Genomic DNA, 25,265 nt, shown 5'->3' with positions numbered 1-25,265 from the left:
CAATGGATGGTAAATATAATAGCTTATTAGTAATGTAAATATGACTTTATATATCACCTTTAACATGCTTAACAAGAAACCGATCAGTTTCTAATAATTCTAAAACAAGTTTTTCAGAAATTTTTATTACCTTCCTCTTCCAAGTTGAATAAAACATTGTTACAGGCTCATTTGTTCCTGTGGCGATCAACTCACACGTAAACCTTAGGAAAGTTAATTCAAGCTATAAAAATTATATGTTACGGTATCACGCAATAGATTCAAGTTTGTTTATAAATAATAGGAAAAAACTAATCCAGTACCTAAAGCCAAACTCCTTAGCAATACTGAATGCCAATGATATTATGCCTACCAATGCAGATGGCATAATGCCTTTTCGACAAAATAATGATCTTTTCTATCTCTCCGGTATCGACCAAGAAGAGACAAAACTAGTTATCTATCCAGATGCTCCTAAAAATGGATGGAAAGAAATACTTTTTATAAAAAAAACTAACGAGCATATTGCCATATGGGAAGGCCAAAAATATACTCAGGAAGCAGCACAGACTACCAGTGGTATAACCAATGTTTATTGGCTTGATGAATTTGATGCAATTCTACCTATGCTGATGTCACAGGTAGAATATGTATACCTTAATAGCAATGAGCATATACGTGCTGAAAGTCCTGTAGAAACTAGAGACATGCGTTTTACTGCTTGGTGCAAGCATAAATATCCTTTACACAAATATGAACGACTTGCACCGATTATGCATCAGCTAAGAGTGATTAAATCTGAGATAGAAATAGATTTAATCAAGCAAGCTTGTTCTATTACTGAAAAAGGGTTGCGTCGTATTCTGCCTATGATTAAACCAGGCGTTATGGAATACGAAATAGAGGCTGAGCTTATCCATGAATTTATTCAGAATCGTTCACGTGGATTTGCCTACGCACCTATTATTGCATCTGGTACCAATGCATGTGTATTACATTATAATAGCAATAACCAAGCTTGTCAGGCAGGTACCACCATTTTAGCAGATTTTGGTGCTGAATATGCCAATTATTGCTCAGACCTTACACGTGTTATACCGGTCAGTGGCCGCTTTACTGCACGCCAACGAGCTGTATATAATGCTGTGTTACGTATTATGCATGAGGCAAAAAAAATGTTAGTACCCGGCAATGATTTAAATACCTACCACCAAGCATTAGGCGAAGTAGTAGAAAAGGAATTAGTCCAATTAGGACTTTTGCATATAGCAGATATTAACAATCAAGACCTCAGCAAGCCAGCTTATAAGAAATACTTTATGCATGGCATCTCTCACCATCTTGGCTTGGATGTGCATGATGTAGGCAACATCTATAAGAAATTTGAGCCAGGGATGGTATTTACAGTAGAGCCAGGTATCTATATCCGTGAAGAAGGTTTAGGGATGCGGTTAGAAAATAATATTGTAATTAGGGAAAATGGTATAGAAGACTTAATGGCTACTATTCCTTTGGAAATTGATGAAATAGAGGCGTTAATGTACCAGAAATAGATAGGCTAGGTGTTTAGTCTCTTGGTAAAGGTATTAATGTTTTGGTGAAAAAGCTGAAGATTTTTCACCCATTGCTCCTCTATTATAATCGACAAGGAGCTTTACCCCTTAATGCCTTGAGTCTATCAGCAAAATTATAAGCTAACAAGAAATCATTTAAATGATGCTCTAGCTGCTGATGGCTGCTATAATAATAGCTCTAGTGGCTTGTTTAATAGTTCTATTCATTCGCTCTACCTGTCCATTAGTCCATAGGTGGGCTACTTGAGTCCTTCTATGTTCAATGCCTTCTTGCTTACAAATACGATCAAACATATGCTCGAGCGCTAATTCTCCTTCTTTTCTATTTGTAAAGTACGCGTTCACTACCTTTAAAATGAGCCAAAAACGCATATTTTTTTAGTGACTAGCTATAAAAACTATTGTTTATGGTTAGTATACGGTTAATTTTATAGCTGCTTCATATTTTATTCTTAGCAACCAAGTGCTTTTTATATTTAAAATAACGTATTTCTAGTATTGGCAGACCCGTGAATGCGTACCTTATAACTATCAAGAAGCATGTTTGAAGTTTATAAATTAATCTATAATTGTAATGTTAAAACGTAGATTATGTTTTTACTAAAAAATCATGGAAAACCTTCAAAATAATTTTAAACACCTTTATTCCTCTTAATAAGCTTGTCCAAATACTACCCTTTGCTTAGAAGGCTTTCCAGTATAAATACATACGCCTGGTTCTGTATTCACCTCTAGTGGGATACAACGAATTGTAGCTTTAGTTTCAGCGTGTATCTGCCTCTCTGTTTCTTTTGTGCCATCCCAATGTGCTAGAATAAAACCACGTTTTTGACTTATTGCTGTTTTGAATTCTTCATAACTGTTTACTTGGTAAGTATTTTGTTCTCTGAATTCATAGGCACGCTGATACAAATTATCATGTATGCTATCCAGCATACTCTTAACTACTACAATGATATTATCTGTTGGTACCGTTGTTTTTTCGCTTGTATCCCTTCTAGTTAATTCTACCGTGTTATTGGCCAGATCATTAGGCCCTATGGCCATTCTAATGGGTACGCCTTTTAGTTCATATTCTGCAAATTTCCAGCCTGGTTTGTGCTCATCTCGTCCATCCAATTTAGCGCTTATATTATGTGCAATAAGCTGTTGTTGAATATGTTGTGCTTGTTGTTGTATAGCTTCTTTTTCTTCTTGGGTTCGGTAAATAGGGATAATAACTATCTGTATAGGTGCTACACGTGGAGGTAATACCAACCCTTTATCGTCCGAGTGTGTCATAACAAGGGCACCTATCAAACGAGTAGTAAGGCCCCAAGAAGTGCCCCATACATAATCTAATTGGCCAGCTTGGTTAGTAAAGGTTACCTCAAAGGCTTTCGCAAACCTTTGCCCTAAAAAATGAGAAGTGCCTGCCTGTAAAGCTTTGCCATCTTGCATCAAAGCCTCTATAGTATACGTTTCTTCTGCGCCAGCAAAGCGCTCATGCTCGGTTTTGATACCTTTTAAAAAGGGTATGGCTAAATAATCTTTTCCAAAATCAGCATAGATATTTAACATCTGTAATGCTTCTTGCTCTGCTTCTGCTTGAGTAGCATGGGCTGTGTGCCCCTCTTGCCATAAAAACTCAGCGGTTCTTAAAAAAAGACGTGTGCGCATCTCCCAGCGTACCACATTGCACCACTGGTTGATTAGTAAAGGTAAGTCTCTGTAAGATTGAATCCAGTTTTTGTAACTGTTCCAAATAATGGTTTCTGAGGTGGGCCGTACAATAAGCTCTTCTTCTAGCTTGGCAGAAGGGTCTACAACGACTTGTTGCCCGTCTTCTGTTGCCTTAAGTCTATAATGGGTAACAACAGCACACTCTTTAGCAAAGCCTTCCACATGGGCTGCCTCACGATTTAAATAAGATTTAGGTATGAAAATAGGAAAATAAGCATTCTCATGGCCTGTTGCTTTAAACGCTTTATCTAATATGGCTTGCATTTTTTCCCATATAGCAAATCCATAAGGTCTAATAGTCATACAGCCGCGTACAGCAGCATTCTCTGCTAGTTCAGCCCTTTTAATTATTTCATTGTACCACTCGCTAAAATTTTCAGCTCTTGTGGGTAGTTTTTTATGCATATAAACAGTTATTTGAATCGCAAAGCTAGCAATCTAAGAACTCGCTAACAAAGCTTATTTTACTATTTGCGTTTGTAATATAAGGTGGAACTATTTTCTGATTGCAATAGTCGTGTTGCCATCTGTCGTAGTTCTTCTAATGTAACATTTAATATATTATCAACATTGGTGTTGACCATATTGGTATCCCCTAGCAACGTGGCATAAGCAAGCTCCTCTGCACGGTTTGTTATATCGACTGTATCATATACAAAAGATGCTTCTAAGTGGTTTTTCGCTTTTTCTAGTTCAGCTTCTGTAAATCCATTAGTTTGTATTGTATGGATGACATCACACAAGTTTTGTTCAGCTTCTTTTAATGTTATCTCTTCATTAACCCTACCCGAAATTACTAGTAAGCCTGGATCAATGGTTTCAGTTGTATAGCTACCTATGGTATTAAAACACTCTCTGGTTTCTATGAGTTCTTGGTATAATGTAGAAGATTTACCAATACCTAATGCGGTACATAGGACTTCTGTAGCATAATATCCTTTTTCTAATCGACCAGGCGCATGATAAGCTTTATAAATAGCATCCAAGGGTACATGTTGCTCAACAGTTTTTGTTCTAGTAGTTTTTTGAATAGGTTCTTGAGAAAACTTTTTATCAGGTACTTTCCCAGCTGCAATAGGCTCAAACCACTTTTTGCTAAGTTGCTTGACTTGCTCTAGCGTTACTCCACCGGCTACCACTAATACAGCGTTGTTGGGTACATAGAATTTACTAAAAAAGGCTTTTACATCTTCCATAGAAGCCTGTTCAATATGGCTAATCTCTTTACCAATTACAGGCCATTGGTAAGGATGTTGAGTATAAGTTAATCCAGTTAACTGGCCCCATGCATCTCCATAAGGTTGGTTAAGATATACTTCTTTAAATTCTTCAATAACAACCTTTCTTTGTACTTCTAACCCCTTTTTGTTGAATGATAAACCTAACATACGATCAGATTCTAACCAAAAAGCTGTTTCCAAATTAGCAACTGGTAAAGTGCAATGGTAGCTAGTCACATCAGAGCTAGTATAGGCATTGTTGGTACCTCCTACTTGCTGAAGAGGTTCGTCATATGAGGGTATATTCTGGGAGCCACTAAACATTAGATGTTCAAATAGATGTGCAAACCCTGTTTTATGTGGTTCTTCGTCTCTAGCGCCTACATAATACATGAGATTAACGGCTGCTATTAAACTATTGGGGTCCTCATGCACAACCACCTGTAATCCATTTTCTAATGTAAAACCTTCAAATTTTATCATATATAATATCCAATTTTTTTCAAAAGTAAGGCACAATCAACCCAGAACATATTTAGGATCGAAATACTTATTTTAAAATTCTTATTAACTTAATTTAAACAATAAAGCTCAAATTAAACGTAAATGTTTAATGGTCTTATAATAAAAGTATAAGACCATTCGTAGTTTTTTGTATGATTATGATATAAATATATCTATAATGAAAAATTATTTATTAAGGTAATGGAAATTGAAGCATATAGTTACCAATCTCTTTTCTAATAGAGTCAATTTTAGACTCATTTTCATGATTCTTTAAGACATCGTCGATCCATGCAGCTATTTGTTCCATGTCTGTCTCTTGCATACCCCTAGTAGTAACAGCAGGCGTACCAATACGTATACCGGAAGTGATAAGGGGTGACTGGTCATCAAATGGTACCATATTTTTGTTAAGTGTGATAGAAGCTTTTATCAACGCTTCCTCTGCTAACTTTCCTGTAATTCCTTTATTCCTTAAATCAATGAGTATCAAATGGTTATCTGTTCCGCCAGAAACAATATTATAGCCTCGCTTAACAAAAGACTGTGCTAGCTGACGTGTGTTTTTTTGTACTTGTAGAATATAATTGAAATAGTCATCGCTCATAGCCTCTTGGAATGCAATAGCTTTTGCTGCAATAATATGTTCTAAAGGACCTCCTTGTATGCCTGGAAATACGCTAGCATCAAGTAAGGTAGACATACTTTTTAATTTCCCCTTAGTTGTTTTTTTGCCAAAAGGGTTCTCAAAATCTGCACCCATCAGAATCATACCACCTCGAGGACCACGTAATGTTTTATGTGTTGTTGTTGTTATAAAATGGCAATAAGGGACTGGATCATTTAGCAAACCACGGCTAATAAGCCCAGCAGGGTGAGAAATATCTGCTAAAAGAAGAGCTCCTACTTGATCAGCAATAGCACGTAGACGTTTATAATCCCAATCACGGCTATAAGCAGATGCACCACAAATAATTAACTTAGGGTTTACTTGCTCTGCTATGGTTCCTACTTCTTCCCAATCAATTAAACCTGTTTCTGGTTGAACACCATAAAAATGAGACTCATATAATTGACCAGAAAAGTTCACAGGAGATCCATGCGTTAGATGCCCACCATGTGCTAAGTTAAACCCTAAAATCTTATCGCCTGGTTCTAATACAGCAAACATAACAGCAGCATTGGCTTGCGAGCCTGAATGTGGCTGTACATTAGCCCAGCTAGCATGAAAAAGGGATTTTGCACGTTCTATAGCTAATGTTTCTATTTCATCTACTATTTCGCATCCTCCATAGTATCTCCTTCCAGGTAGCCCTTCTGCATATTTATTGGTTAGTATACTACCTGCTGCTTCCATAATTTGTTGAGAAACAAAGTTTTCAGAAGCGATCAGCTCCAGGCCCTCATTTTGGCGCTGATATTCTTTTTCAATTAGTGTAAATATTTGCGTATCTCTTAACATGTTAGATGGCTTTTAAGTTGCTTATGCTTTGTTGGCAAACAAAGTATAAGCTTTTATCATAAATCATTTTATTATCTAGCAAGCAACCTATCTACCCATATAAACCATCAAAATAGCTATGTCTGCTGGGGAGACACCACTAATTTTAGATGCTTGGCCAATCGTAGTAGGCTTGTGTTTTTTTAGCTTTTCGCGTCCTTCCGTAGAAAGTGCTTTAATTTGTGTATAATCAAATCCAGGTGAAATATGACAATTTTCTAGCCTTTTAAATTTCTCTACTAGCTCTTTTTCTTTTTGAATGTACATTTCATACTTTGCCTGAATCTCAGCTTGTTCTATTACCTCTATTCCATAATTTTCTAAAGCATTGCTTAAGCTCTCATGGTACTTTTTCAGAATAGATATGGTAAGTTCAGGCCGTTTTAATAACTGGTATATAGTTTGTCTCTCTCTAATAGGTACTATACCAGATTCAATAAATGAATTGTTGGTTGATTCAGGATTTAATTTTAATTCTTTCAGTGTGTCTATCAATTGGTTGATGTGAAGTTGCTTTTTTTGTACTTCGCTCATGCGTTTTTCGTCTGCCAAACCAATTTTATATCCTAATTCTGTTAAGCGTAGGTCAGCATTATCCTGTCTAAGCAAGATTCTAAATTCAGCCCTAGATGTAAACATTCGATAGGGCTCATCAGAAGATTTTGTGATTAAATCATCTATTAAAACACCTATATAAGCCTCAGAACGAGAAAAAACTACTTTGCCTAATTCATTTATATTCCGATGCGCATTAATGCCTGCTACCAAGCCTTGGCAAGCAGCTTCCTCATAACCAGTAGTGCCATTAATTTGGCCTGCAAAGTATAGATTAGAGATTAAACGTGTTTCTAAGGTATCATTTAGTTGAGTAGCCGGGAAATAATCATACTCAATAGCATAGCCAGGTCTAAACATTTTTGCATTTTCAAAGCCTGGTATGGCCCTTAAAGCATGGTACTGTATATCTTCTGGTAAAGAACTAGAAAATCCATTTACATAAACCTCAATGGTATTCCATCCTTCTGGCTCTACGAAAATTTGGTGTCTTTCTCGTTCTGCAAAACGTGTTATTTTATCTTCTATAGAAGGGCAATATCGAGGTCCTTTGCCTTGAATGCGTGCATTAAACATGGGCGATTGGTCAAATCCTTTTTCCAACAGCTCATGAACCCTCTTATTAGTATAGGTTACATGACAGCTTCTCTGCTTTGTAAGTGGTATAGTGCTATCCAGAAATGAAAATTTACTTGGATTCTCATCTCCTGGTTGTTCTTCCATGCATGTATAATCAAGCGTTCTACTATCTACCCGTGGTGGAGTACCTGTTTTCATTCTTCCTGATTCAAAGCCAAGGTTGGTAAGTTGTTCTGTGAGCCCTGTGGCCGATTTTTCACCTGTACGACCTCCTTTAAATTGTTTTTCTCCAATATGAATTGCACCATTTAAAAAAGTTCCATTGGTTAAAATAACAGCTTTAGCTCTAATAGAAAGGCCCATAGCTGTTTTTACGCCTATTACTCTCCCATTCTCAATCAGAATTTCTTTTACAAGATCTTGCCAAAAATCTAAGTTATTTATCTGTTCTAATGCTAGACGCCATTCTTCTGCAAATCGCATTCTATCACTTTGTGCACGAGGACTCCACATAGCCGGCCCCTTAGACTTGTTAAGCATACGAAATTGAATCATAGACTTATCGGTAATAATACCAGATAATCCACCCAACGCATCTATTTCACGTATAATTTGCCCTTTGGCAATACCTCCCATAGCAGGGTTGCAAGACATTTGGGCAATAGTTCCCATATTCATTGTAATAAGCAGTACGTGGGAACCCATTCTCGCAGCAGCAGCAGCAGCTTCACATCCGGCATGGCCTGCACCTACTACAATAATATCATATTCAGAAAACATGGCTTTAAATGGTTTGTATAGTATAAATTGTATAGTGTTTCACGTGGAACTTTATCAGTCTCTATAAATGGCTAAGTAAAATAATTAATTAGGAATTTATTCTAAATTTATTAGAAAATAAGTAAAGATAAAATGAACTAAATATACAAATTATAATTGATAAAGCATAGAAAATAAGCTGTGAATTTAGTTGTTCCTATAGTGTCGTAAAATAGAATGGTCCATTTTTTGTAAAATTGAAGTATAGTATACAGTGACGTTTAGTCCCTAGGCTTTCCTACTATTGGCTGCCTACTTCAAATAAGCTATGGCACAGTTTAGCAATTGATAAAAGTATGGGGAGAACAAACAAATCTACCTGCTACCCAAGAGACAGTAGAGCTAGATGAGTTTGCATACGTATGTAGGCTCAAAAAAATTACTGTTGGGTATGGATTGCTGTTGATAGGCTTAGTAAACGGTTTCTCACGTATGTGTGTGGAGGACGACCAAGCAAAACAGGATCAAGATTATCGTAAGTTTATTCCAAAACATATATACAAAGCAAGTCAGAGACATACACTGTTGAGAGGTATAACAGTTTGATTAGGCATTATTGAGCCAGATTTAAGCGTAAAGTGAAATGTTATATCAAGCAGATACATATGATTTAGAAGTCGCTTAACTTATCGATGGCTAAACTCGATAATTAATTATCTATATTAATTTAACAATATCTAATTTAATAATGGAGTGCCTTTAATAGATATAGCTGTATGCATATAATCTTATACAATTCTAAAATAATAGAACAGTAAAAGCTACAAGCTTTTCTATAGTTTATAGATAGCTTACTAAGCTATAAATTATAAATGCTTTTAGTTTACCATTTGACAGTCATGTTTATAAGCCATGTATAATAATTTTTTACAGAAAAAATCTTTACTTTTACTTGCAGTTAAGGATGTATTCTATGCTTGTAAAAGTTACAAGGGTAGAATACATCTATTCTGTCTATACTAATTAGCTATCTAAAAATTTTAAATAGGTAAATTTCCAGTGCAAGCAAAAGATTTAATTTCCCTGTATACAAGAAATAATTGGATAAAAGAATTACTAAATAACATATGTAATTCCTCACATTCATTTATTCGTTTAAAAGGCCTAGCTGGTAGCTTACCGGCTATATTAGGTGCTGCTTTACATCAATTAAATAATTTTACACAGATATTTATTTTACAGGATAAAGAGGCAGCTGCTTATTTATATACAGACTTGCTTAATTTACTTGGCCCTCAGAAGGTAGTACTATATCCAGCTATAGAATATCAGACAGACAGCAAAGCTTTTTTAGATACTGCAGCTAACTTAATGCGTAATGAAATTTTACAGCAGCTTAGACAAAGCAATAAAGTCTCTAAAATTATTGTGACATACCCAGAAGCCATTGTTACAAAAGTGATAAGCCAAGATAGTTTAACTAAAAATAGCTGGAGTATACAACCAAAGGAAAAACTAGTTTTATCAGAGTTTGTTGATACACTTATTGACAAAGGGTTTGAAAAAGTAGATTTTGTATATGAAGCAGGCCAGTTTGCAATTAGGGGTGGCATTATAGATATTTTTTCTTATGGCAGCCAGCTTCCATATCGAGTAGAGCTGCTAGGAAATGAGATAGAAAGTATACGTCTTTTCAATCCTTCTAATCAACTTTCAACAGAGAAGGTAAAAGAAGCTATCTTACTTTCTTATACTGAACCATTTAATACAACCATAACCTATCAATCTTTCTTTGATTATTTACCTGAAGAATCAGTTGTGTGGTTAAAGGATTATGAAATGGTGATTAATGCACTGAAAAATAAAAGAGAGGAATTAAATGGCCGCCCTCAACAGATAAGTAACTCAGCCACTTCTAGTACTACAGAGAAGGTAGAATTAGACAAAATATTATACGAGCATATCGAAGACTGGGAGAAAAATATAAGAAGATTTACTTGTGTAGAATTTGGGAATAGATTTTACCTGGAAAGTGAAGAAGTAATTGAGTACAAAGCTTCATCACAGCCTAGTTTTAACCAACAACTTAGTTTATTAGCTGAAAATCTACAGCAAAATCAAAAGCTAGGATTAGAAAACCTTATATTGGTTGAATCTACAAGCCAGTTTGAGCGTTTGGCTAATATGCTTGAAGAGCTGGATATAAAAGTACAATTCAAGGCATTGCCAATAGGGATCAGCCAAGGTTATATAGATTATCAGATAGGTATAGCGTGCTATACAGAACATCAAATATTTGGCCGCTATTACCGTTATAAATCACCTCAAAAATATTCTAAGAGCCAAGCATTTACACTGAAAGAGCTTAATAATCTACAACCAGGTGATTATGTAGTACATATCGATCATGGTATTGCTCGTTTTTCTGGGCTTAGTAGGGTTTCTGTAAATGATAAAGTGCAAGAAGTACTAAGGCTTGTATATAAGGATAATGATGTCGTTTACCTTAGCCTACATGCTTTGCATAAAATTTCTAAATATACAGGTAAAGAAGGCATTGTTCCTACAATGAGCAAGCTTGGTAGTGGTGCTTGGGAGCAGAAAAAGTCAAAGGTAAAGCATAAGGTGCAAGTTATTGCCAAAGAACTTATTCAGCTATACAGTAAGCGAAAATATGCTCCTGGATTTGCATTTAGTAAAGATACATTCTTACAAGCTGAAATGGAATCATCTTTTATATATGAAGATACTCCTGACCAAGCATCTGCTACTGCAGATGTTAAAAAAGATATGGAGGCACCACATCCTATGGATAGATTGGTATGTGGTGATGTAGGGTTTGGAAAGACAGAAGTAGCTATTCGAGCGGCTTTTAAGGCTGTATACGACCGTAAACAAGTTGCTGTATTGGTCCCTACCACTATTTTAGCCTTACAACACTATGAATCTTTTAAGAACAGATTATCTAATTTTCCTGTTGATGTTAAGTATGTCAATCGATTTAAATCCAAGCAGGAGATTAAAAGAATCCAAGAAGCTGCAGCACAAGGTAAAATAGATATACTAATTGGTACCCATACAATTTTAGGTAAAGCATTTGAGTTTAAAGATTTGGGCTTATTAGTTGTTGACGAAGAGCAAAAGTTTGGAGTAAAGGCTAAAGATCGTATTAAAGAGTTTAAGGTAAATGTAGATGTGCTAACCCTTACTGCAACACCTATTCCTAGAACATTGCATTTTTCATTGATGGGTGCCAGGGATTTAAGTATTATTGCTACCCCTCCTTCTAACAGACAACCTGTGCAAACTTCCATACACACTTTTGACAAAAAGATTGTACAAGATGCAATCCACTACGAGGTACAACGAGGTGGACAAGTATTTTTTGTACATAATCGAATAAATAATATTCAAGAAGTAGCAAATATGCTTTATAAGCTAGTTCCTGAATACAGAATTGGTATTGCACATGGCCAGATGGATGGAGACCAGCTAGAGAAAAAGATGCTTACTTTTATAGCTGGAGGATATGATATTTTGGTTTCAACCAACATCATAGAATCAGGCCTAGATATTCCCAATGCCAATACCATTATTATCAACGATAGTCATATGTTTGGGCTTTCAGATTTGCACCAAATGCGTGGGAGGGTTGGCAGGTCTAACAAGAAGGCTTTTTGTTATTTAATAGCTCCACCTAACTCTAGCCTTACTGAAGAAGCCCGCAAGCGATTAAGTACTTTAGAGGAATTTACAGAATTAGGAGATGGATTTAAAGTGGCTATGAGAGATTTGGATATTCGAGGTGCCGGTAATTTGTTAGGCGCTGAACAGAGTGGATTTATAGCCGATGTAGGATTTGAAGCCTATTGTAAAATTCTAGATGAAGCAGTGCAAGAACTTAAAGAAAGTGAATTCAAAGAGTTATTCGCAGAAGAGCTAGCTCGTAAAGGTCAGTTGTCTAATATAGATTGTACGCTTGAAACAGATTTGGAATTATTAATTCCTACTAGCTATGTAAACAATGATACCGAACGTCTAAGGCTTTATACTAAACTAGATAACATAGAAAACGAAAAAGGTTTGGAAAACTTCCAGGTTGAAATACAAGATAGATTTGGTGCTCTACCAACGTCAGTCCAAGAACTTATTAAAGCTGTAAAACTTAGATGGGTAGCTAAAAAGCTATGTTTACAGAAGATAAGGCTAAAAGATAATATTATGCGGTGTTATTTTATTCCTTCGCCACCAAAAACTGTTTTCTCTGAAACCTTGAACTGTATACTTAATTATATACAGGAACATCCTCAACGTTGTCAGCTGAAAGAACTTAAAAATCAACTAAGCTTAACTATACATGCCATTAATACTGTAGAGGAAGCATATGAAATTTTGAAATGTCTATGGAATAATAAAGAGTTTTGTGATTAACCAGCTAATTATTTGTGAGTAAAATTTAGATTTCTTAAAGTGTTATTCACTAGCAATGGATATTAGAGCTGCTGCGAAAGAGATAAAATAAAGTAGGAATTTGAATAAAACAGAGAGAGAATCTTGCCAGTAGCGATGCTATTTGTTAAAAAGCATGCTTGAAGTTTATCATACCCGCTATAATATTAAAGCGCAGGTTATATTTCTTCTGAAAGTTACGGTAAACTTCTGACATAATCTTAAATACCTTGATCTCTCTTATCTTATGCTCTACCTTCATACGTATGGAGGATAGCTTTCTGTTATGTTCTTTCTGCTCCTTGGTTAATGGCCGCTTACGGCTCTTTTTGTAGGGTATCATGACATTGCTCTGTATCTTTTGCCAGCCTTGATAACCACTATCTGCTAGCTTTAAGCTTTCTTTAGGTAAGAGTTTTTCTCCTTTACGGATTTTAAAGTCATGCACTTTTCCTTTATGAGATTTGGATACAGAGAGTATTTTTCCATCTTCTCCCATCACTATCTCTGTTTTTATAGTATGTCTCTTTTTCTTGCCTGAATATGATTTCTTTTGCTTTTTACTAGGTCTTTGCGTAGGCTGTTCACTCACATCTGCTAATATGCGCAATACCTTTTCTGAGGTTAAGCTGCGATCTTTTTTAATGCTAATCTTCTTAGCTAGTAATGGCTCCATTTTTCGCGAGCAAGCGGCATATGTTAGAGTTGTGTAAGTTAAACAAATAGCCTAAAAACACATGGCTAATATAAGTGCGATAATACATGAGTACACAGAGCAATTTATCTTCCAAGGTAGGTAAATGACTCATCCTACCATGGCGCAGCTTACTCGATTCTAGCTCTTCAAAGAGAGGCCTTACTTTTAAAACTAATTTATCAAATGTTTCTATACTTAAGCCAGTTATTCTTCTAAAGTTATAGGGATGTTTGCTTATCCTGGTGTAGGTTAAATGCATACTTATTCCTTTTATATAATAAGAATTACATCTTAACCCTTTTTATCTTCTTTGTCAACCTTTTTCGCAGCAGTTCTATTGTATTGATTGCTAAATAAAGCTTCGCATTAGTTGTAAACAAAAATTTGATAGGTATCTGTTCAGAGGTCTATATTGTCTTAGAATTAGTAGAAGATACCAATTCCATTTGCCAACCAACTGACAAATGGTTGTCTATGGTTGGTATATATGCAATTTATGGTTAGTAGCCGGTGCTCTATAGGCGAAGATTCCGTTCCTAGTTAAAAGAAGTAATTTTTTCTGTACAGACCTGTGAACAGATACATTTGACAGTTAAAATAGAACTCATTATACAGCAGGTTGTGCGAGCTCAAAAATGCTTTTAGGTTCTTCTTTACAGTTTGTTTGGTTATTTAATTAGCCAAGTACAGCTAGATATACACAAACAGTATATACTAATAAAAATCTAGCTGCACTTGTACATATTCTAAAAAATTTAATGGTACCTTAATCAATAATCAGTTCAGGATGTGTTAATGTTTCGCCCATTTGTAGCTTCCAAAGATTAGCATACACATTATCATGCTGGAGCAATTCTTCATGTGTTCCTTGCTCTGCAATTGATCCCTTCTTTAATACAAAGATTTTATCGGCATGTTTAACCATAGAAAGTCGATGAGCAATAAGTATCATTGTCCTTCCTTGCCCAATCTTAGATAATGACCTTTGAATGGCCAATTCAGTAGCATTATCAACCGAAGAAGTCGCTTCATCTAGAATAAGAATAGTTGGATTACGTACAATAGCTCTTGCAATAGCAAGGCGTTGTTTTTGCCCTCCTGACAGGTTCTGGCCACGTTCTCCAATTATTGTGTCGTACCCTTCTGGAAGCCTCATAATAAACTCATGTGCTGCTGCATTTTTTGCTGCTTCTATAATTTGTTCAGGAGTAGCTTCTACATAACCATAGCTAATATTCTCAGCTATAGTACCTTCAAAAAGAAAGGGTTCTTGGCTTACAAAACCTAACTGTTTCCTTAAGCCTGGAAGAGAAAGTTCTCGGATTTCTTTATTATCAAAGAAAATTTTACCTGAAGTAGGTAGGTAAAACCCTAATAGCAGATGTAATAAGGTGGATTTACCAGCTCCTGTGGCACCTACGAAGGCTATATGCTGTCCGGGTTCTGTTGCAAAGGTAAGGTTATGCAAACTAGGTGTATGATTATGATAAGAAAAACTAACATCATCAAATGTAATTCTTCCTTTAATGGGCACTATATTATCAGGGGAGTTTTCGGTTGGTAATTCAAATAAATTTAACAGGCGCTGGGTAGAAGCCATTACGCGCTGGAAATTAATCATGATATCTGCTATTTCTGTAAAAGGCCAAAGTAACCGTTGTGTAAGGAATATAAGAATACTGTAAACACCTACATCTAACTTTTGTTCTATCGTTAATTTACCCCCATAAATTAAGGTTACTAAGATACCTGACAATATAACAAAGCGTATGATAGGGACCAAAAGTGCTCCCCAACGGATAGCATTGAAGCTAGCATCTTTATAAGCCATACTAGCTTTTTCTAGTTTCTTTTTTTCAAGTTGTTCGGCTACTAAACTTTTTGTTGCTAATAACCCTAATAGGCTGTTTGCTAGAAAAGCACCTACAAGCCCTGCTTTTTCCCTTATATTTAGGTAATATGGACTTAGCTTTTTTTGAAACCGAAAGGTACTGTATATAATAATTGGGATAGGAATAACAACAAATATTGCTATTTGAGGCGCGAGGAAAAAGAAGATACTACCTACAAAGATACTAGTACCAATAACCTCAATAATTTTATCTATACCCTCTTCTAAAAATCTTTCAAGCTGGTTGATATCATCGTTGAGAATAGAAAGAAGATTTCCTGTTTTTTGTTTAGAAAAAGAAGTGATAGTACTTTTTTGAACATGTTCAAAGGCTTGCATTCTAAAATTATGTTGTACAATTTGAGCAAGATTCCACCATCGGATAGAAAATAAATATTCAGATAATGATTCTAGCCCATAGGCAACCATTGTCATTAAGCCCAGCAAGATAAGCTGTATCTTAAGGTCACAAAAACCTAAATTGGCTAGCCATGATTGTTCCCTAGCTACTACTGTGTTTACAGCAATACCTAGCAATATCTCTGGCATGAGATCAAATAATTTATTTAGAAAAGAATATAAAGTCGCAGAAAGATATATCCTGCGAAAAGGGCGCATGTAAAGTAATAACTGTAAAAAGGAGCTGGCAAGCGGCTTTTTCATAGTAGTAATTAATATAGATTAATAAAGACTTAAAAAATATCTATTTAGTTTTTGCTTGTACAATCTAACTTGGACGAGTAAAAATAAGAATCTACCATAAATTTTTATTTGCCTTAAACACAAAACCTACAAAGCTATTTATGTATAAGAAATAGTGGCAAATTTATTATAACTTATTCATAATCTACTATGTATATAAAAAAGATCTTTATAGGGTATACGTTTTTGAAACTATACAAGGAGTATGGGCATTACAATACACATTTGATACAGGGGCCATTATGCAAGGGAATGCAAAATTTAGTAGGATAGATGAAGATCATTGTATTATTACCAAGAAGAAGGAATAGTTTATTCTATAAACAAATCATATAGAGAATATGCATATAGTTATGATACTAATAAAATTATGATACTAATAAAATTATGATACTAATAAAATTATGATACATCTTTAACTATACTCATAATCGCTGGGCAATCAATAGCTATAGTGTATATAACTAGACCCGCTGCGAAATCAATATTATAATAAAAGGTAAAAAATCACAAAATAATTGAGAAATAAGATCTCTATTTGAAACGTAAAAAAGCCGTTTTTTTGTTTTGTAAAATAGTAAGTTTTTACTTTAAATATTTAGTAATTCTAGCTATTGAGTGTTTCGCAGCGGGTCTATTAATAATGCTTATGTACTTATCCTCTTGTTTCCTTTTCTAATAAATTTACTATTTCCTTTTTGAGCGTATGGAGTTCGTTCTCATTTGCTATTTTAACAAGTATACCTAATAATTTTGTGTATTTTTCAAGTAAGTGTGTATATTTTCCTTCTATCCTCCATAAATCTGCTGCCCTATCTTCCCTTTTTGGAACAACCATTGAATAGTCACCAATTAAGCTAGATTCTTTTTTTATTTCAGGGAAATCGAGGGTAAAATCGTAGTGTATAATATTCCCCACATCCATAATAAAACGATAACCTAAATTTGCATTATCGAACCTATTATAAAGCGTATTTCGGCTTATTCCTAGCTTTTCAGCTAACTTGGTAAGAGAGTATCCACTCTTTCTAACAATTTTTTCTACTATATGTCCTCTATGTATCATAAAAGGCAAGAATCAACATTAAATGCCTATCTAATAAAGCGATTTGTAGTTGTTTGTGTATAACTTTTATATATAAGTATTCATTTGTGATATTTATAATACATATATGTTTAATTGTAAATTATATGTATATAAATTGATGGATGTGATTATGTATTGTTAGATTATAATAATGTATTTTACTTTATTGCTAGACTATTGTTGTTATATTTCCCTCTTCCTTCCTTATATAAGACTTAATTGGTAAATATAAACTGACTTGTGTATGACTTTTGTTTTTTAGAGAAGTGCTTATATGGCTAACTTAACGTAGTTGTTTATACTTTAAAAGTATACAGGAAATATCTATTGTTATAAAAAAAGACAAGCTAAGCAAGCATTTAGAAATCTGTTAGATAGTTTGTTGGCAGACATAGATCAGTATTATTGAATTTGCTATAGAGAGTCTACCATTAGCCCCAATTAATGGTAAAAATTATCTCAAGTTAACAACGACATATATTATACTGATTCGACAGGCGAGCAAAAAGGAAATGATGATTAGTTGTAATATAGGTTATAATTATAGAATTATTTGTCTAAAATATGAGCATTATCTTGATCTATTGATTATGTTTAGATTACTTTTAAGTATGTGAATTAAAAAATTTATAGAATGTGTCAAGTATATAAGAAAGTTGGATTTTAATATATACTGAATTACCATACTACTTACAAAGTTTACTTAGATTGCATCATTTTATATTGAAAATTACAACATTATATTAAGGTATACATGGCTAATAAGAGTTAATAATAAATTAAATACAGATTTATAATATATGAAACTAATAAAATATACATTTATAGCATTAATAAGTACATTCGTGTTTGCACTTATAGTGGGTTTATTTTTACCATCTAATTACCAAGTAAAAGAATCTATTATCATTGATACGCCAATTAATATTGTTTTTAATGAGGTAAATAGTTTAAGGCAATGGAGCAATTGGTCGCCCTGGCAACAGAAAGATGCTAACATATATATTAATTATGAGGGTCCAGAATCAGGTGTTGGCTGCAAAATGTTATGGGATAGTAAAAATCCTAAAGTAGGCAAAGGTTCTCAAGAAATTGTTAAAAGTGTACCTAACAAACATATTCAAACGGTTTTAAAGTTTGCAGGATGGGATGGCATTACTAAGGCAAGTTGGGATTTTGAAGAACAAGAGCATAATAAGACAACGGTAACTTGGACGTTTAATAGCCAAATAGGAAGAAATATATTGTATAAATATATGTCCCTAATATTTAAGCCAGCTCTGAAAAGAGATTATGCGAAAGGTCTACAACAATTGAAAAAACATGCAGAGCAAAGTTATATGAAGTAATACTAAGCTAGTCGCTTGCTTAGCATATAAAACAATTAGCTTTATAGACAGGCTAAATTTACCTAACTATATATTGCTTAGGCAATAATATTCTTCCTTTAGTGTAAGTTAAGTAGAGTTATCTGGTACACGTTCACGGGTCTGGCAATGCTAGAAACACGTTATTTTAAGTATAAGAAAACACTTGGTTGTTAAGAATAAAATACGTAGCAACTATAAAACCAACCATATACTAACTATCAATAATAATTTTTATAGCTAGTTGCCAAATAAATATATGTTTTTGGCCCATTTTAAAGATAGTAGACCCATGAACGGATACGTTATCTGAATCTATTTACCAATGATAGTTTATGGTGTATGGACTTTGTAAAAATGAAAAATAAAGTCAATATATTACTATAAGCTATGGCTTTATTGGCTAGTAAAAGTAAGTAATAGAAACCTTGTATATGTAGACTTACTTTGAGTTTAGGTGATCTACTTGAAAAGCTGTAGATAAGTATTATAACTATATGTAAAATGTAGTTATTTGAGTTCTGGGTGTAACAATTTCCATATCTTATCTTTGAATTTTTGTAACCCTTCTCCCGTTACTGACGAAATAAAGACACAATCTATTTGTTTAGGTAACAATTTTTTTATTGTTACCTTTTCTTCCGCACCAATTAGATCAAGCTTAGATATAACTAGTATACGTGGTTTTTTAAAAAGGTCTTCGCTGTAGGATTTGAGCTCTTTAAGTAGGCTAGTATATGTTTGTACTATGTTAGCGGTATCATCAGCAGATATCATTAGTACTAAGACTCGGTTTCTTTCTATATGTTTTAAAAATCTTGTTCCTAATCCTTTTCCCATCGAAGCACCCTCTATAATTCCAGGCATGTCGGCCAGTACAAACGAATGTCCTTCTCGGTAGGCTACTACACCTAGCTGAGGTACTAGAGTTGTAAATGGATAATTAGCTATTTTAGGCTTTGCAGCTGAAATAGATGCTAAAAGTGTAGACTTTCCAGCATTTGGAAATCCCACTAGGCCTACTTCAGCAAGCAGCTTTAATTCTAATTTAATCCAACCTTCTTCTCCTGACTCACCTGGTTGTGCGTGTCGGGGGGCTTGTTGTGTAGGAGTTTTGAAATGTACGTTTCCTTGTCCACCTCTACCACCATGCAGCAATATAGTTTGTTGACCGTCTTCAGTAATATCTACAAGTATATTCCCTGAATCAATATCTTTAGCTACAGTTCCTAAAGGTACTTCTAAAATTATACTTGTACCATCAGCTCCCGTACGACATCCACCTTCTCCAGACTTCCCATCTTCGGCCACAATGTGTTTCCTATATTTAAGGTGTAATAATGTAGATAACTGCTTATTACCCTTTAAGATGATATCTCCACCTTTTCCGCCATCGCCACCATCTGGTCCTCCTTTAGGTACAAATTTTTCCCTTCTAAAATGCACGACTCCTGGGCCACCATGCCCAGCCTGTACATATTTTTTTACCTCATCAATAAAGTCAAAAGAAGCCACGTACTTTATTTATAATTATTTTTAGTATAAAAAGTTTACTTATGATAAAGTGGATTAATTACTTGTATTATTCTTTCAAACACATCTTCTACAGGCCCCATACCTTCGACTCGGTAAAGCTTATTTTGCTTTTCGTAATAATCTACTACTGGTAATGTCTCGCTGTGATAAATTTCTAGTCTTGTGGCTATTTTTTCATCACTTTGGTCATCTACACGACCCGATACTTTTGCCCTATCCCTGATTCTTTCTTTTACTATTTCATCAGGTACATCTAAAAAAATGACCGCATCTAGTTGGTGGCCATGTTTTGGAAGTAACTCATCTAGTGAAATAGCTTGGGCTATAGCACGTGGAAAGCCATCAAATAAAAATTTAAAGCCATGCTTTTGGGCTTTTACTTGTTCCTCTACTAAGTCCATAACCACTTTATGAGGTGCTAGCATGCCTTCATTAATATAATTGGAGAGCAGCCTCCCTACTGATGTATCCTGATTAATGTGTTCACGCATTAAATTACCAGGTACAATAGGCGTTAAGTTATACTGACTGACTATTCTTTCACTCTGTGTTCCTTTACCTGCGCCGGGAGGGCCTAATAATACAATATTGGCCATTTTTATACTTTTTAATTAAACTAACTTATGCAAAGTAATGATATTTAAATTTTTATCCTAAGTTATGAACAAATATTTAACTAATATACTCAAAATCTGTATACTTTGTGAGTGCATGTGGGATCTTAATCTTACCTTCTGTAAAGTTTAACTCTAATAAAGCTGCCATAATTCTTGGTAAGGCTATGGCACTTCCGTTTAAAGTATGTAAAAGGCGGTTATGTCCATTGTCTTTATAACGTAATTGCATACGATTTGCTTGGTAGGTATCATAATTGCTAATAGAACTTACTTCTAACCAACGATTTTGTCCTACAGAGAAAACTTCTATATCATAAGTAAATGCTGATGCAAATCCTAAATCTCCACTGCATAGCTTTAATACTCTATAAGGAAGTTCCAATTTCTGTACTAGGCTTTCAACATATCTACGCATAGTTTCTAAAGCTTGATAAGAAAGCTCTGGTAAGCTTATTTCTACAATTTCCACCTTATCAAATTGATGTAAACGATTTAAACCCCTTACATGGCTACCCCAAGAACCAGCCTCTCTTCTAAAACAAGGTGTATAAGCTACATGCCTAATAGGTAGCACATCTTTGCTAAGAATTTGATCTCTATATAAGTTTGTAACAGGCACTTCAGCAGTAGGAATTAAATATAAAGGTTCATTGGCTAATTCATACATTTGTCCTTCTTTATCAGGCAGCTGTCCAGTACCATATGCACTGGCTTTATTAACAAGTATAGGAGGCTGTATTTCTTCATAGCCAGCTTTTCTAGCTTCATCAAGAAAAAAATTAATTAGAGCTCTTTGTAGTCTAGCTCCTTTTCCTTTATATACTGGAAACCCAGCACCTGTTAACTTATTTCCTAATTCAAAATCAATAATATTATAGGTAGTAATCAGTTCCCAATGAGGAATTAATTGTGCAGTATGTTCAGGAATAGATTCAACTTGATAAACTATTTCATTTGAAGTACTATCTTTTCCTATGGGTACATTATCATGTGGTAAATTAGGAAGCTCATCTAATTTCTGTTGTAAAGTTTCTTTATAGGTATTTAATTGTAATTCAAGTTCCTTAACACTTGCTTTTAAAACTTTACTTTGTGATTTGATAGATTCTATTTCTTGCTTTTTACCTTCTTGTAGTAATTGTTCTATTTGTTTGGTGAGTTGATTAACTTGTGATGAAGTTGTGTCAAGTGCTAATTGGGTTTCTTTTCTTTGCTGATTAATAGTTAAAATATTTTCTATTAGATCCGCAGCATTATAAAGATGTCTTTTGTGCAATTTAGCAATAACACTAGTTTTATTTTCTTGTATATAATTAATCTCTAACATACTTAAATTTTTTATTTTTATATAGCCATGCAAAAATATGGATACTTATGGGAATGATAAAACTGATTTTATATTTAATCAACCTCCTATAAGTGTCTAAATTACGTCATCTTGGTGTTAAAATTTTAAAGTTTCTCTTAAAATAGTAGATAATTCTTGACAATGGTCTATTAATAACATATCATTGTAGTGCATTAATAATAATACTGCCTCATAGATATACATGATTGTAGGATTAGTATTTTATATGTTATATATACCATAACTATATACCGTTCGTATTACCTCTTGAAGTTCCAGGTAATCATTTCGATAAAAATAAATCATTACATTTCGGTGAATTTGGACACAATTTAATTTAGGCTTACTAAAATGGTCCTTTTCTTTGAATATTTACATTATAATTTTGATTATGTACAATATAGATGAACTTGATGCTCTGTTGCTTTCAGAATTAAGAGACATTGCAGAGACTTTAAAAATTAAAAATTACAAAAAGCTTGATAAACAGGGGTTAATTTACAAAATCTTAGATCAGCAAGCATTAATACCAGAGTCACAGCTACCAGAAAGAAAGGTAGTAGTAGAAAAACCTGCTACAGAAAAACCTGCTATAGAAAAGCGTTCTAATGTTGTAGCTTCTAACAATAGTACACAGGGTATTAACGAAAAAAATAGTGTGGCTACTAATGTTGAACCTAGTAACTCTCCATCTACTCCTGCTAAGACGACAAACAATGCCACAAATACCAATCCTGGACAGCCAATGAGTTCAAGGGGTAATAATGGTCATATTAGGAGAAACAGAAACACTACTCCCAATGCTGTTAATTTAGATATTGCTATAGATAGTGAAGGTGTATTAGAAATAATGCAAGACGGATATGGTTTTCTTAGATCTGCGGATTATAATTATTTGGCTAGTCCTGATGATATCTATGTATCCCCTTCACAGATTAAACTATTTGGCCTTAAAACGGGAGATACTGTTAAAGGTGCTGTAAGGTCACCTAAAGAGGGAGAAAAGTATTTTGCTTTGCTCAAAGTAGAGACTGTAAATGGTAGAACTACTGAAGAAATCAGAGATAGAGTTTCTTTTGAATACTTGACGCCACTTTTTGCTCAAGAACGATTAAGATTAGATAATGGTCCAACTCAGTATTCAACCAGAATATTAAATCTGTTTGCACCAATTGGAAAAGGACAGCGAGGTATGATTGTGGCACCTCCAAAAACTGGAAAAACTGTTCTGCTTAAAGAAATAGCCAATGCCATTGCTGCTAACCATCCAGAAGTATACCTTATCGTACTACTTATAGGCGAGCGCCCAGAAGAAGTAACGGATATGTCTAGAAGCGTTAATGCAGAGGTTATTGCCTCTACTTTTGATGAACAAGCCGAACGTCAGACTAAGGTTGCTAGTATGGTGTTAGAAAAGGCTAAGCGTATGGTAGAGTGTGGTCATGATGTAGTAATACTGCTTGACTCTATTACACGTTTAGCACGTGCTTATAACATTGTTATTCCGTCTTCAGGTAAGATTCTGTCAGGTGGGGTAGATGCTCATGCATTATATAATCCTAAGAGATTTTTTGGTGCTGCACGTAATGTAGAAGAGGGGGGATCTCTTACTATTCTGGCTACTGCACTTATTGATACAGGTTCAAAAATGGATGAAGTAATCTTTGAAGAATTTAAGGGTACTGGTAATATGGAGCTGCAACTCGATAGAAAGCTTGCTAATAGACGTATCTATCCTGCTATGGATGTTCCTGCTTCTGGTACACGTAGAGAAGACTTACTAATGGACAAAGAAGTTCTGTCACGTGTTTGGATTTTACGTAAATTTATGGCAGATATGACTTCTATTGAAGCTATGGAATTCTTATTAGGTAAAATGAGAGGAACCAGAAACAATGAGGAATTTTTAGCTTCTATGAGTGATACATAAGCACTATATAATATACAGTACTGTTTGACAAATTAGGCTCTCTACTATTATAGAGGGCCTAATTTTTTTTAACCATTTATGCGTGTGTTTGCGGGCGTACTACCTTTAAAATGAGCTAAAAATACATGTTTTATTTAGCAACTAGCTATAAAAACTATTGTTGATGGTTAGTATACGGCTAATTTTATAGTTATCTCGTGTTTTATTCTTAGCAACCAAGTGCTTCTTTGTACTTAAAATAACGTATTTCTAGTATTGGCAGACCCGTGAACGCGTACCCATTTATAATTTTTTGGTAAAGAAGTCATATAGCTGAAATAAAGATTTTAATATATAGACTATATGATTGGCTGTATATAAATTCCCTAATATTTATATGCTTTTTTGAAAAAGCCAAACAAATAGCATCCTTACTATGAGAACTAGCTTTTTGTTGTGAACAAAGCTCAATTCTTTTATCAGCCAACATATCTTCTATTAGATAGTTAGTATAATATAAGCAGTGTCAACATATAGTATACTTCCAATAGACATAGAAAAAGAAAGTTGCTATAAATTCCTTCCATCTACCTGATTAGTAGCAACTACTAAGAATTCAACAGGAATGTTATTTATTGGTAATATACCATTAGATTTCTTCTGAAATCCCATAAAATCTAGATATAGACCTATTTAAATACGGTTAAGTAATAGGTCTCGAAAGAAGTATATTGTACTTTGTTATCATAAGAGTAGCGTTGTATGCTCACTTATCAATTTTGATAAGTGTTGCTTCTTAACAGTTTACACCTACTAAATCTAGTATCTATAAGAGAAGAATTAAGAGACAAGCTCACAACAGCAGTCCACACATTTATTTAAAGTGGTTTGTTTCTAAAAAGTGAAATAGTTAGTTTTTCCTTTATCTATAACATGCAAACGACAATTGTAAATAGTTTCTCCAAAATAGTTGTATGCATGAACGCATGTATTTTGTCAAGATATTTACCAAAGTATAGAGCTGCTATGATAGGCTGTTGGCAACATTTCTGCATAGGGCAATTCCCTTTTTATTTTTTATCGATGTAAAACACTTTAATAAATCATCAATAAACACGTGTTGATTTTCAAAACTAGTAATCCTCGTTTTATAGCTTTTACTCTTTATAGAATTAAAGGTTGTTTTTTACCCTTAACTATTAATGACAACGTGAATTATTTGGTTATTATTTACCTTAAATATGCAGGCTGAATGTTGTTTTGTAATAT

The 25,265-nt window shown here is 34.2% G+C and carries 13 protein-coding genes and 3 pseudogenes; 5 read left to right on the top strand and 11 right to left on the bottom strand.

The window, feature by feature from the left end:
* Nucleotides 1-236: 236 nt before the first annotated feature.
* Complete coding sequence (locus AASI_RS01385) at nt 237-1,532, top strand: aminopeptidase P N-terminal domain-containing protein (RefSeq protein ID WP_044282721.1); 1,296 nt, start codon at nt 237-239, stop codon at nt 1,530-1,532.
* Between the two features lie 13 nt (nt 1,533-1,545).
* Here AASI_RS01385 and AASI_RS07865 read toward each other — a convergent pair.
* The 5 genes and pseudogenes from AASI_RS07865 to mnmG form a co-directional block, all read right to left on the bottom strand.
* Nucleotides 1,546-1,886 (bottom strand): annotated as a pseudogene (locus AASI_RS07865) (integrase core domain-containing protein); the annotation flags it as partial.
* A gap of 318 nt (nt 1,887-2,204) precedes the next feature.
* Nucleotides 2,205-3,680, bottom strand: coding sequence for a proline--tRNA ligase (gene proS / locus AASI_RS01375; protein WP_012472478.1), 1,476 nt, complete (start codon nt 3,678-3,680; stop codon nt 2,205-2,207).
* A 62-nt stretch (nt 3,681-3,742) separates the two neighbouring features.
* A complete protein-coding gene (locus AASI_RS01370; RefSeq protein WP_012472477.1) occupies nt 3,743-4,978 on the bottom strand; it encodes a M16 family metallopeptidase in 1,236 nt (411 codons plus the stop codon).
* A 214-nt stretch (nt 4,979-5,192) separates the two neighbouring features.
* Nucleotides 5,193-6,461 carry a serine hydroxymethyltransferase gene (locus tag AASI_RS01365; RefSeq protein WP_012472476.1) on the bottom strand — a complete coding sequence of 423 codons (1,269 nt, stop codon included), beginning with the start codon at nt 6,459-6,461 and terminating at the stop codon, nt 5,193-5,195.
* A gap of 87 nt (nt 6,462-6,548) precedes the next feature.
* Nucleotides 6,549-8,414 carry a tRNA uridine-5-carboxymethylaminomethyl(34) synthesis enzyme MnmG gene (mnmG, locus tag AASI_RS01360; RefSeq protein ID WP_012472475.1) on the bottom strand — a complete coding sequence of 622 codons (1,866 nt, stop codon included), beginning with the start codon at nt 8,412-8,414 and terminating at the stop codon, nt 6,549-6,551.
* Nucleotides 8,415-8,681: 267 nt separating this feature from the next.
* Between mnmG and AASI_RS01355 the strand changes: the two are divergent.
* Nucleotides 8,682-9,067: pseudogene (locus tag AASI_RS01355) on the top strand (IS1 family transposase); the annotation flags it as partial.
* A 385-nt stretch (nt 9,068-9,452) separates the two neighbouring features.
* Entirely contained in the window at nt 9,453-12,824 is a 3,372-nt protein-coding gene (mfd, locus tag AASI_RS01350; RefSeq protein WP_012472473.1) for a transcription-repair coupling factor, read from the top strand.
* Between the two features lie 145 nt (nt 12,825-12,969).
* Here mfd and AASI_RS01345 read toward each other — a convergent pair.
* The 3 genes and pseudogenes from AASI_RS01345 to AASI_RS01330 form a co-directional block, all read right to left on the bottom strand.
* A pseudogene (locus tag AASI_RS01345) lies at nt 12,970-13,798 on the bottom strand (transposase family protein).
* Nucleotides 13,799-14,305: 507 nt separating this feature from the next.
* A complete protein-coding gene (locus AASI_RS01335) occupies nt 14,306-16,048 on the bottom strand; it encodes an ABC transporter ATP-binding protein (RefSeq protein ID WP_202943303.1) in 1,743 nt (580 codons plus the stop codon).
* A gap of 739 nt (nt 16,049-16,787) precedes the next feature.
* Complete coding sequence (locus AASI_RS01330; RefSeq protein ID WP_012472470.1) at nt 16,788-17,198, bottom strand: helix-turn-helix domain-containing protein; 411 nt, start codon at nt 17,196-17,198, stop codon at nt 16,788-16,790.
* An 821-nt stretch (nt 17,199-18,019) separates the two neighbouring features.
* Here AASI_RS01330 and AASI_RS07510 point away from each other — a divergent pair.
* A complete protein-coding gene (locus tag AASI_RS07510; protein ID WP_012472469.1) occupies nt 18,020-18,568 on the top strand; it encodes an SRPBCC family protein in 549 nt (182 codons plus the stop codon).
* A gap of 528 nt (nt 18,569-19,096) precedes the next feature.
* Here AASI_RS07510 and obgE read toward each other — a convergent pair.
* The 3 genes from obgE to serS form a co-directional block, all read right to left on the bottom strand.
* Nucleotides 19,097-20,101, bottom strand: a complete 1,005-nt coding sequence (obgE, locus tag AASI_RS01320; RefSeq protein ID WP_012472468.1) for a GTPase ObgE — start codon at nt 20,099-20,101, stop codon at nt 19,097-19,099.
* Between the two features lie 35 nt (nt 20,102-20,136).
* Entirely contained in the window at nt 20,137-20,718 is a 582-nt protein-coding gene (locus AASI_RS01315; protein WP_012472467.1) for an adenylate kinase, read from the bottom strand.
* Between the two features lie 76 nt (nt 20,719-20,794).
* Nucleotides 20,795-22,066 (bottom strand): serine--tRNA ligase, encoded by a 1,272-nt coding sequence (gene serS / locus AASI_RS01310; protein WP_044282946.1) that lies wholly within the window; start codon nt 22,064-22,066, stop codon nt 20,795-20,797.
* Nucleotides 22,067-22,478: 412 nt separating this feature from the next.
* Here serS and rho point away from each other — a divergent pair, with 412 nt between their 5' ends.
* Nucleotides 22,479-24,017 (top strand): transcription termination factor Rho, encoded by a 1,539-nt coding sequence (rho, locus tag AASI_RS01305; RefSeq protein WP_012472465.1) that lies wholly within the window; start codon nt 22,479-22,481, stop codon nt 24,015-24,017.
* Nucleotides 24,018-25,265 lie beyond the last annotated feature (1,248 nt).

Origin of the sequence: Candidatus Amoebophilus asiaticus 5a2 (genome assembly GCF_000020565.1) — a bacterium.
Lineage (GTDB): Bacteria > Bacteroidota > Bacteroidia > Cytophagales > Amoebophilaceae > Amoebophilus > Amoebophilus asiaticus.
This window is presented reverse-complemented; position numbering and strand designations above follow the sequence as displayed.

What these genes read in the sequence shown, in the direction of transcription:
- AASI_RS01385 (WP_044282721.1), top strand. Translation starts at nt 237, where the DNA reads ATGTTACGGTATCACGCAATAGATTCAAGTTTGTTTATAAATAATAGG.
- proS (WP_012472478.1), bottom strand. Translation starts at nt 3,680, where the DNA reads ATGCATAAAAAACTACCCACAAGAGCTGAAAATTTTAGCGAGTGGTAC.
- AASI_RS01370 (WP_012472477.1), bottom strand. Translation starts at nt 4,978, where the DNA reads ATGATAAAATTTGAAGGTTTTACATTAGAAAATGGATTACAGGTGGTT.
- AASI_RS01365 (WP_012472476.1), bottom strand. Translation starts at nt 6,461, where the DNA reads ATGTTAAGAGATACGCAAATATTTACACTAATTGAAAAAGAATATCAG.
- mnmG (WP_012472475.1), bottom strand. Translation starts at nt 8,414, where the DNA reads ATGTTTTCTGAATATGATATTATTGTAGTAGGTGCAGGCCATGCCGGA.
- AASI_RS01335 (WP_202943303.1), bottom strand. Translation starts at nt 16,048, where the DNA reads ATGCGCCCTTTTCGCAGGATATATCTTTCTGCGACTTTATATTCTTTT.
- AASI_RS01330 (WP_012472470.1), bottom strand. Translation starts at nt 17,198, where the DNA reads ATGATACATAGAGGACATATAGTAGAAAAAATTGTTAGAAAGAGTGGA.
- AASI_RS07510 (WP_012472469.1), top strand. Translation starts at nt 18,020, where the DNA reads ATGAAACTAATAAAATATACATTTATAGCATTAATAAGTACATTCGTG.
- AASI_RS01315 (WP_012472467.1), bottom strand. Translation starts at nt 20,718, where the DNA reads ATGGCCAATATTGTATTATTAGGCCCTCCCGGCGCAGGTAAAGGAACA.
- serS (WP_044282946.1), bottom strand. Translation starts at nt 22,066, where the DNA reads ATGTTAGAGATTAATTATATACAAGAAAATAAAACTAGTGTTATTGCT.
- rho (WP_012472465.1), top strand. Translation starts at nt 22,479, where the DNA reads ATGTACAATATAGATGAACTTGATGCTCTGTTGCTTTCAGAATTAAGA.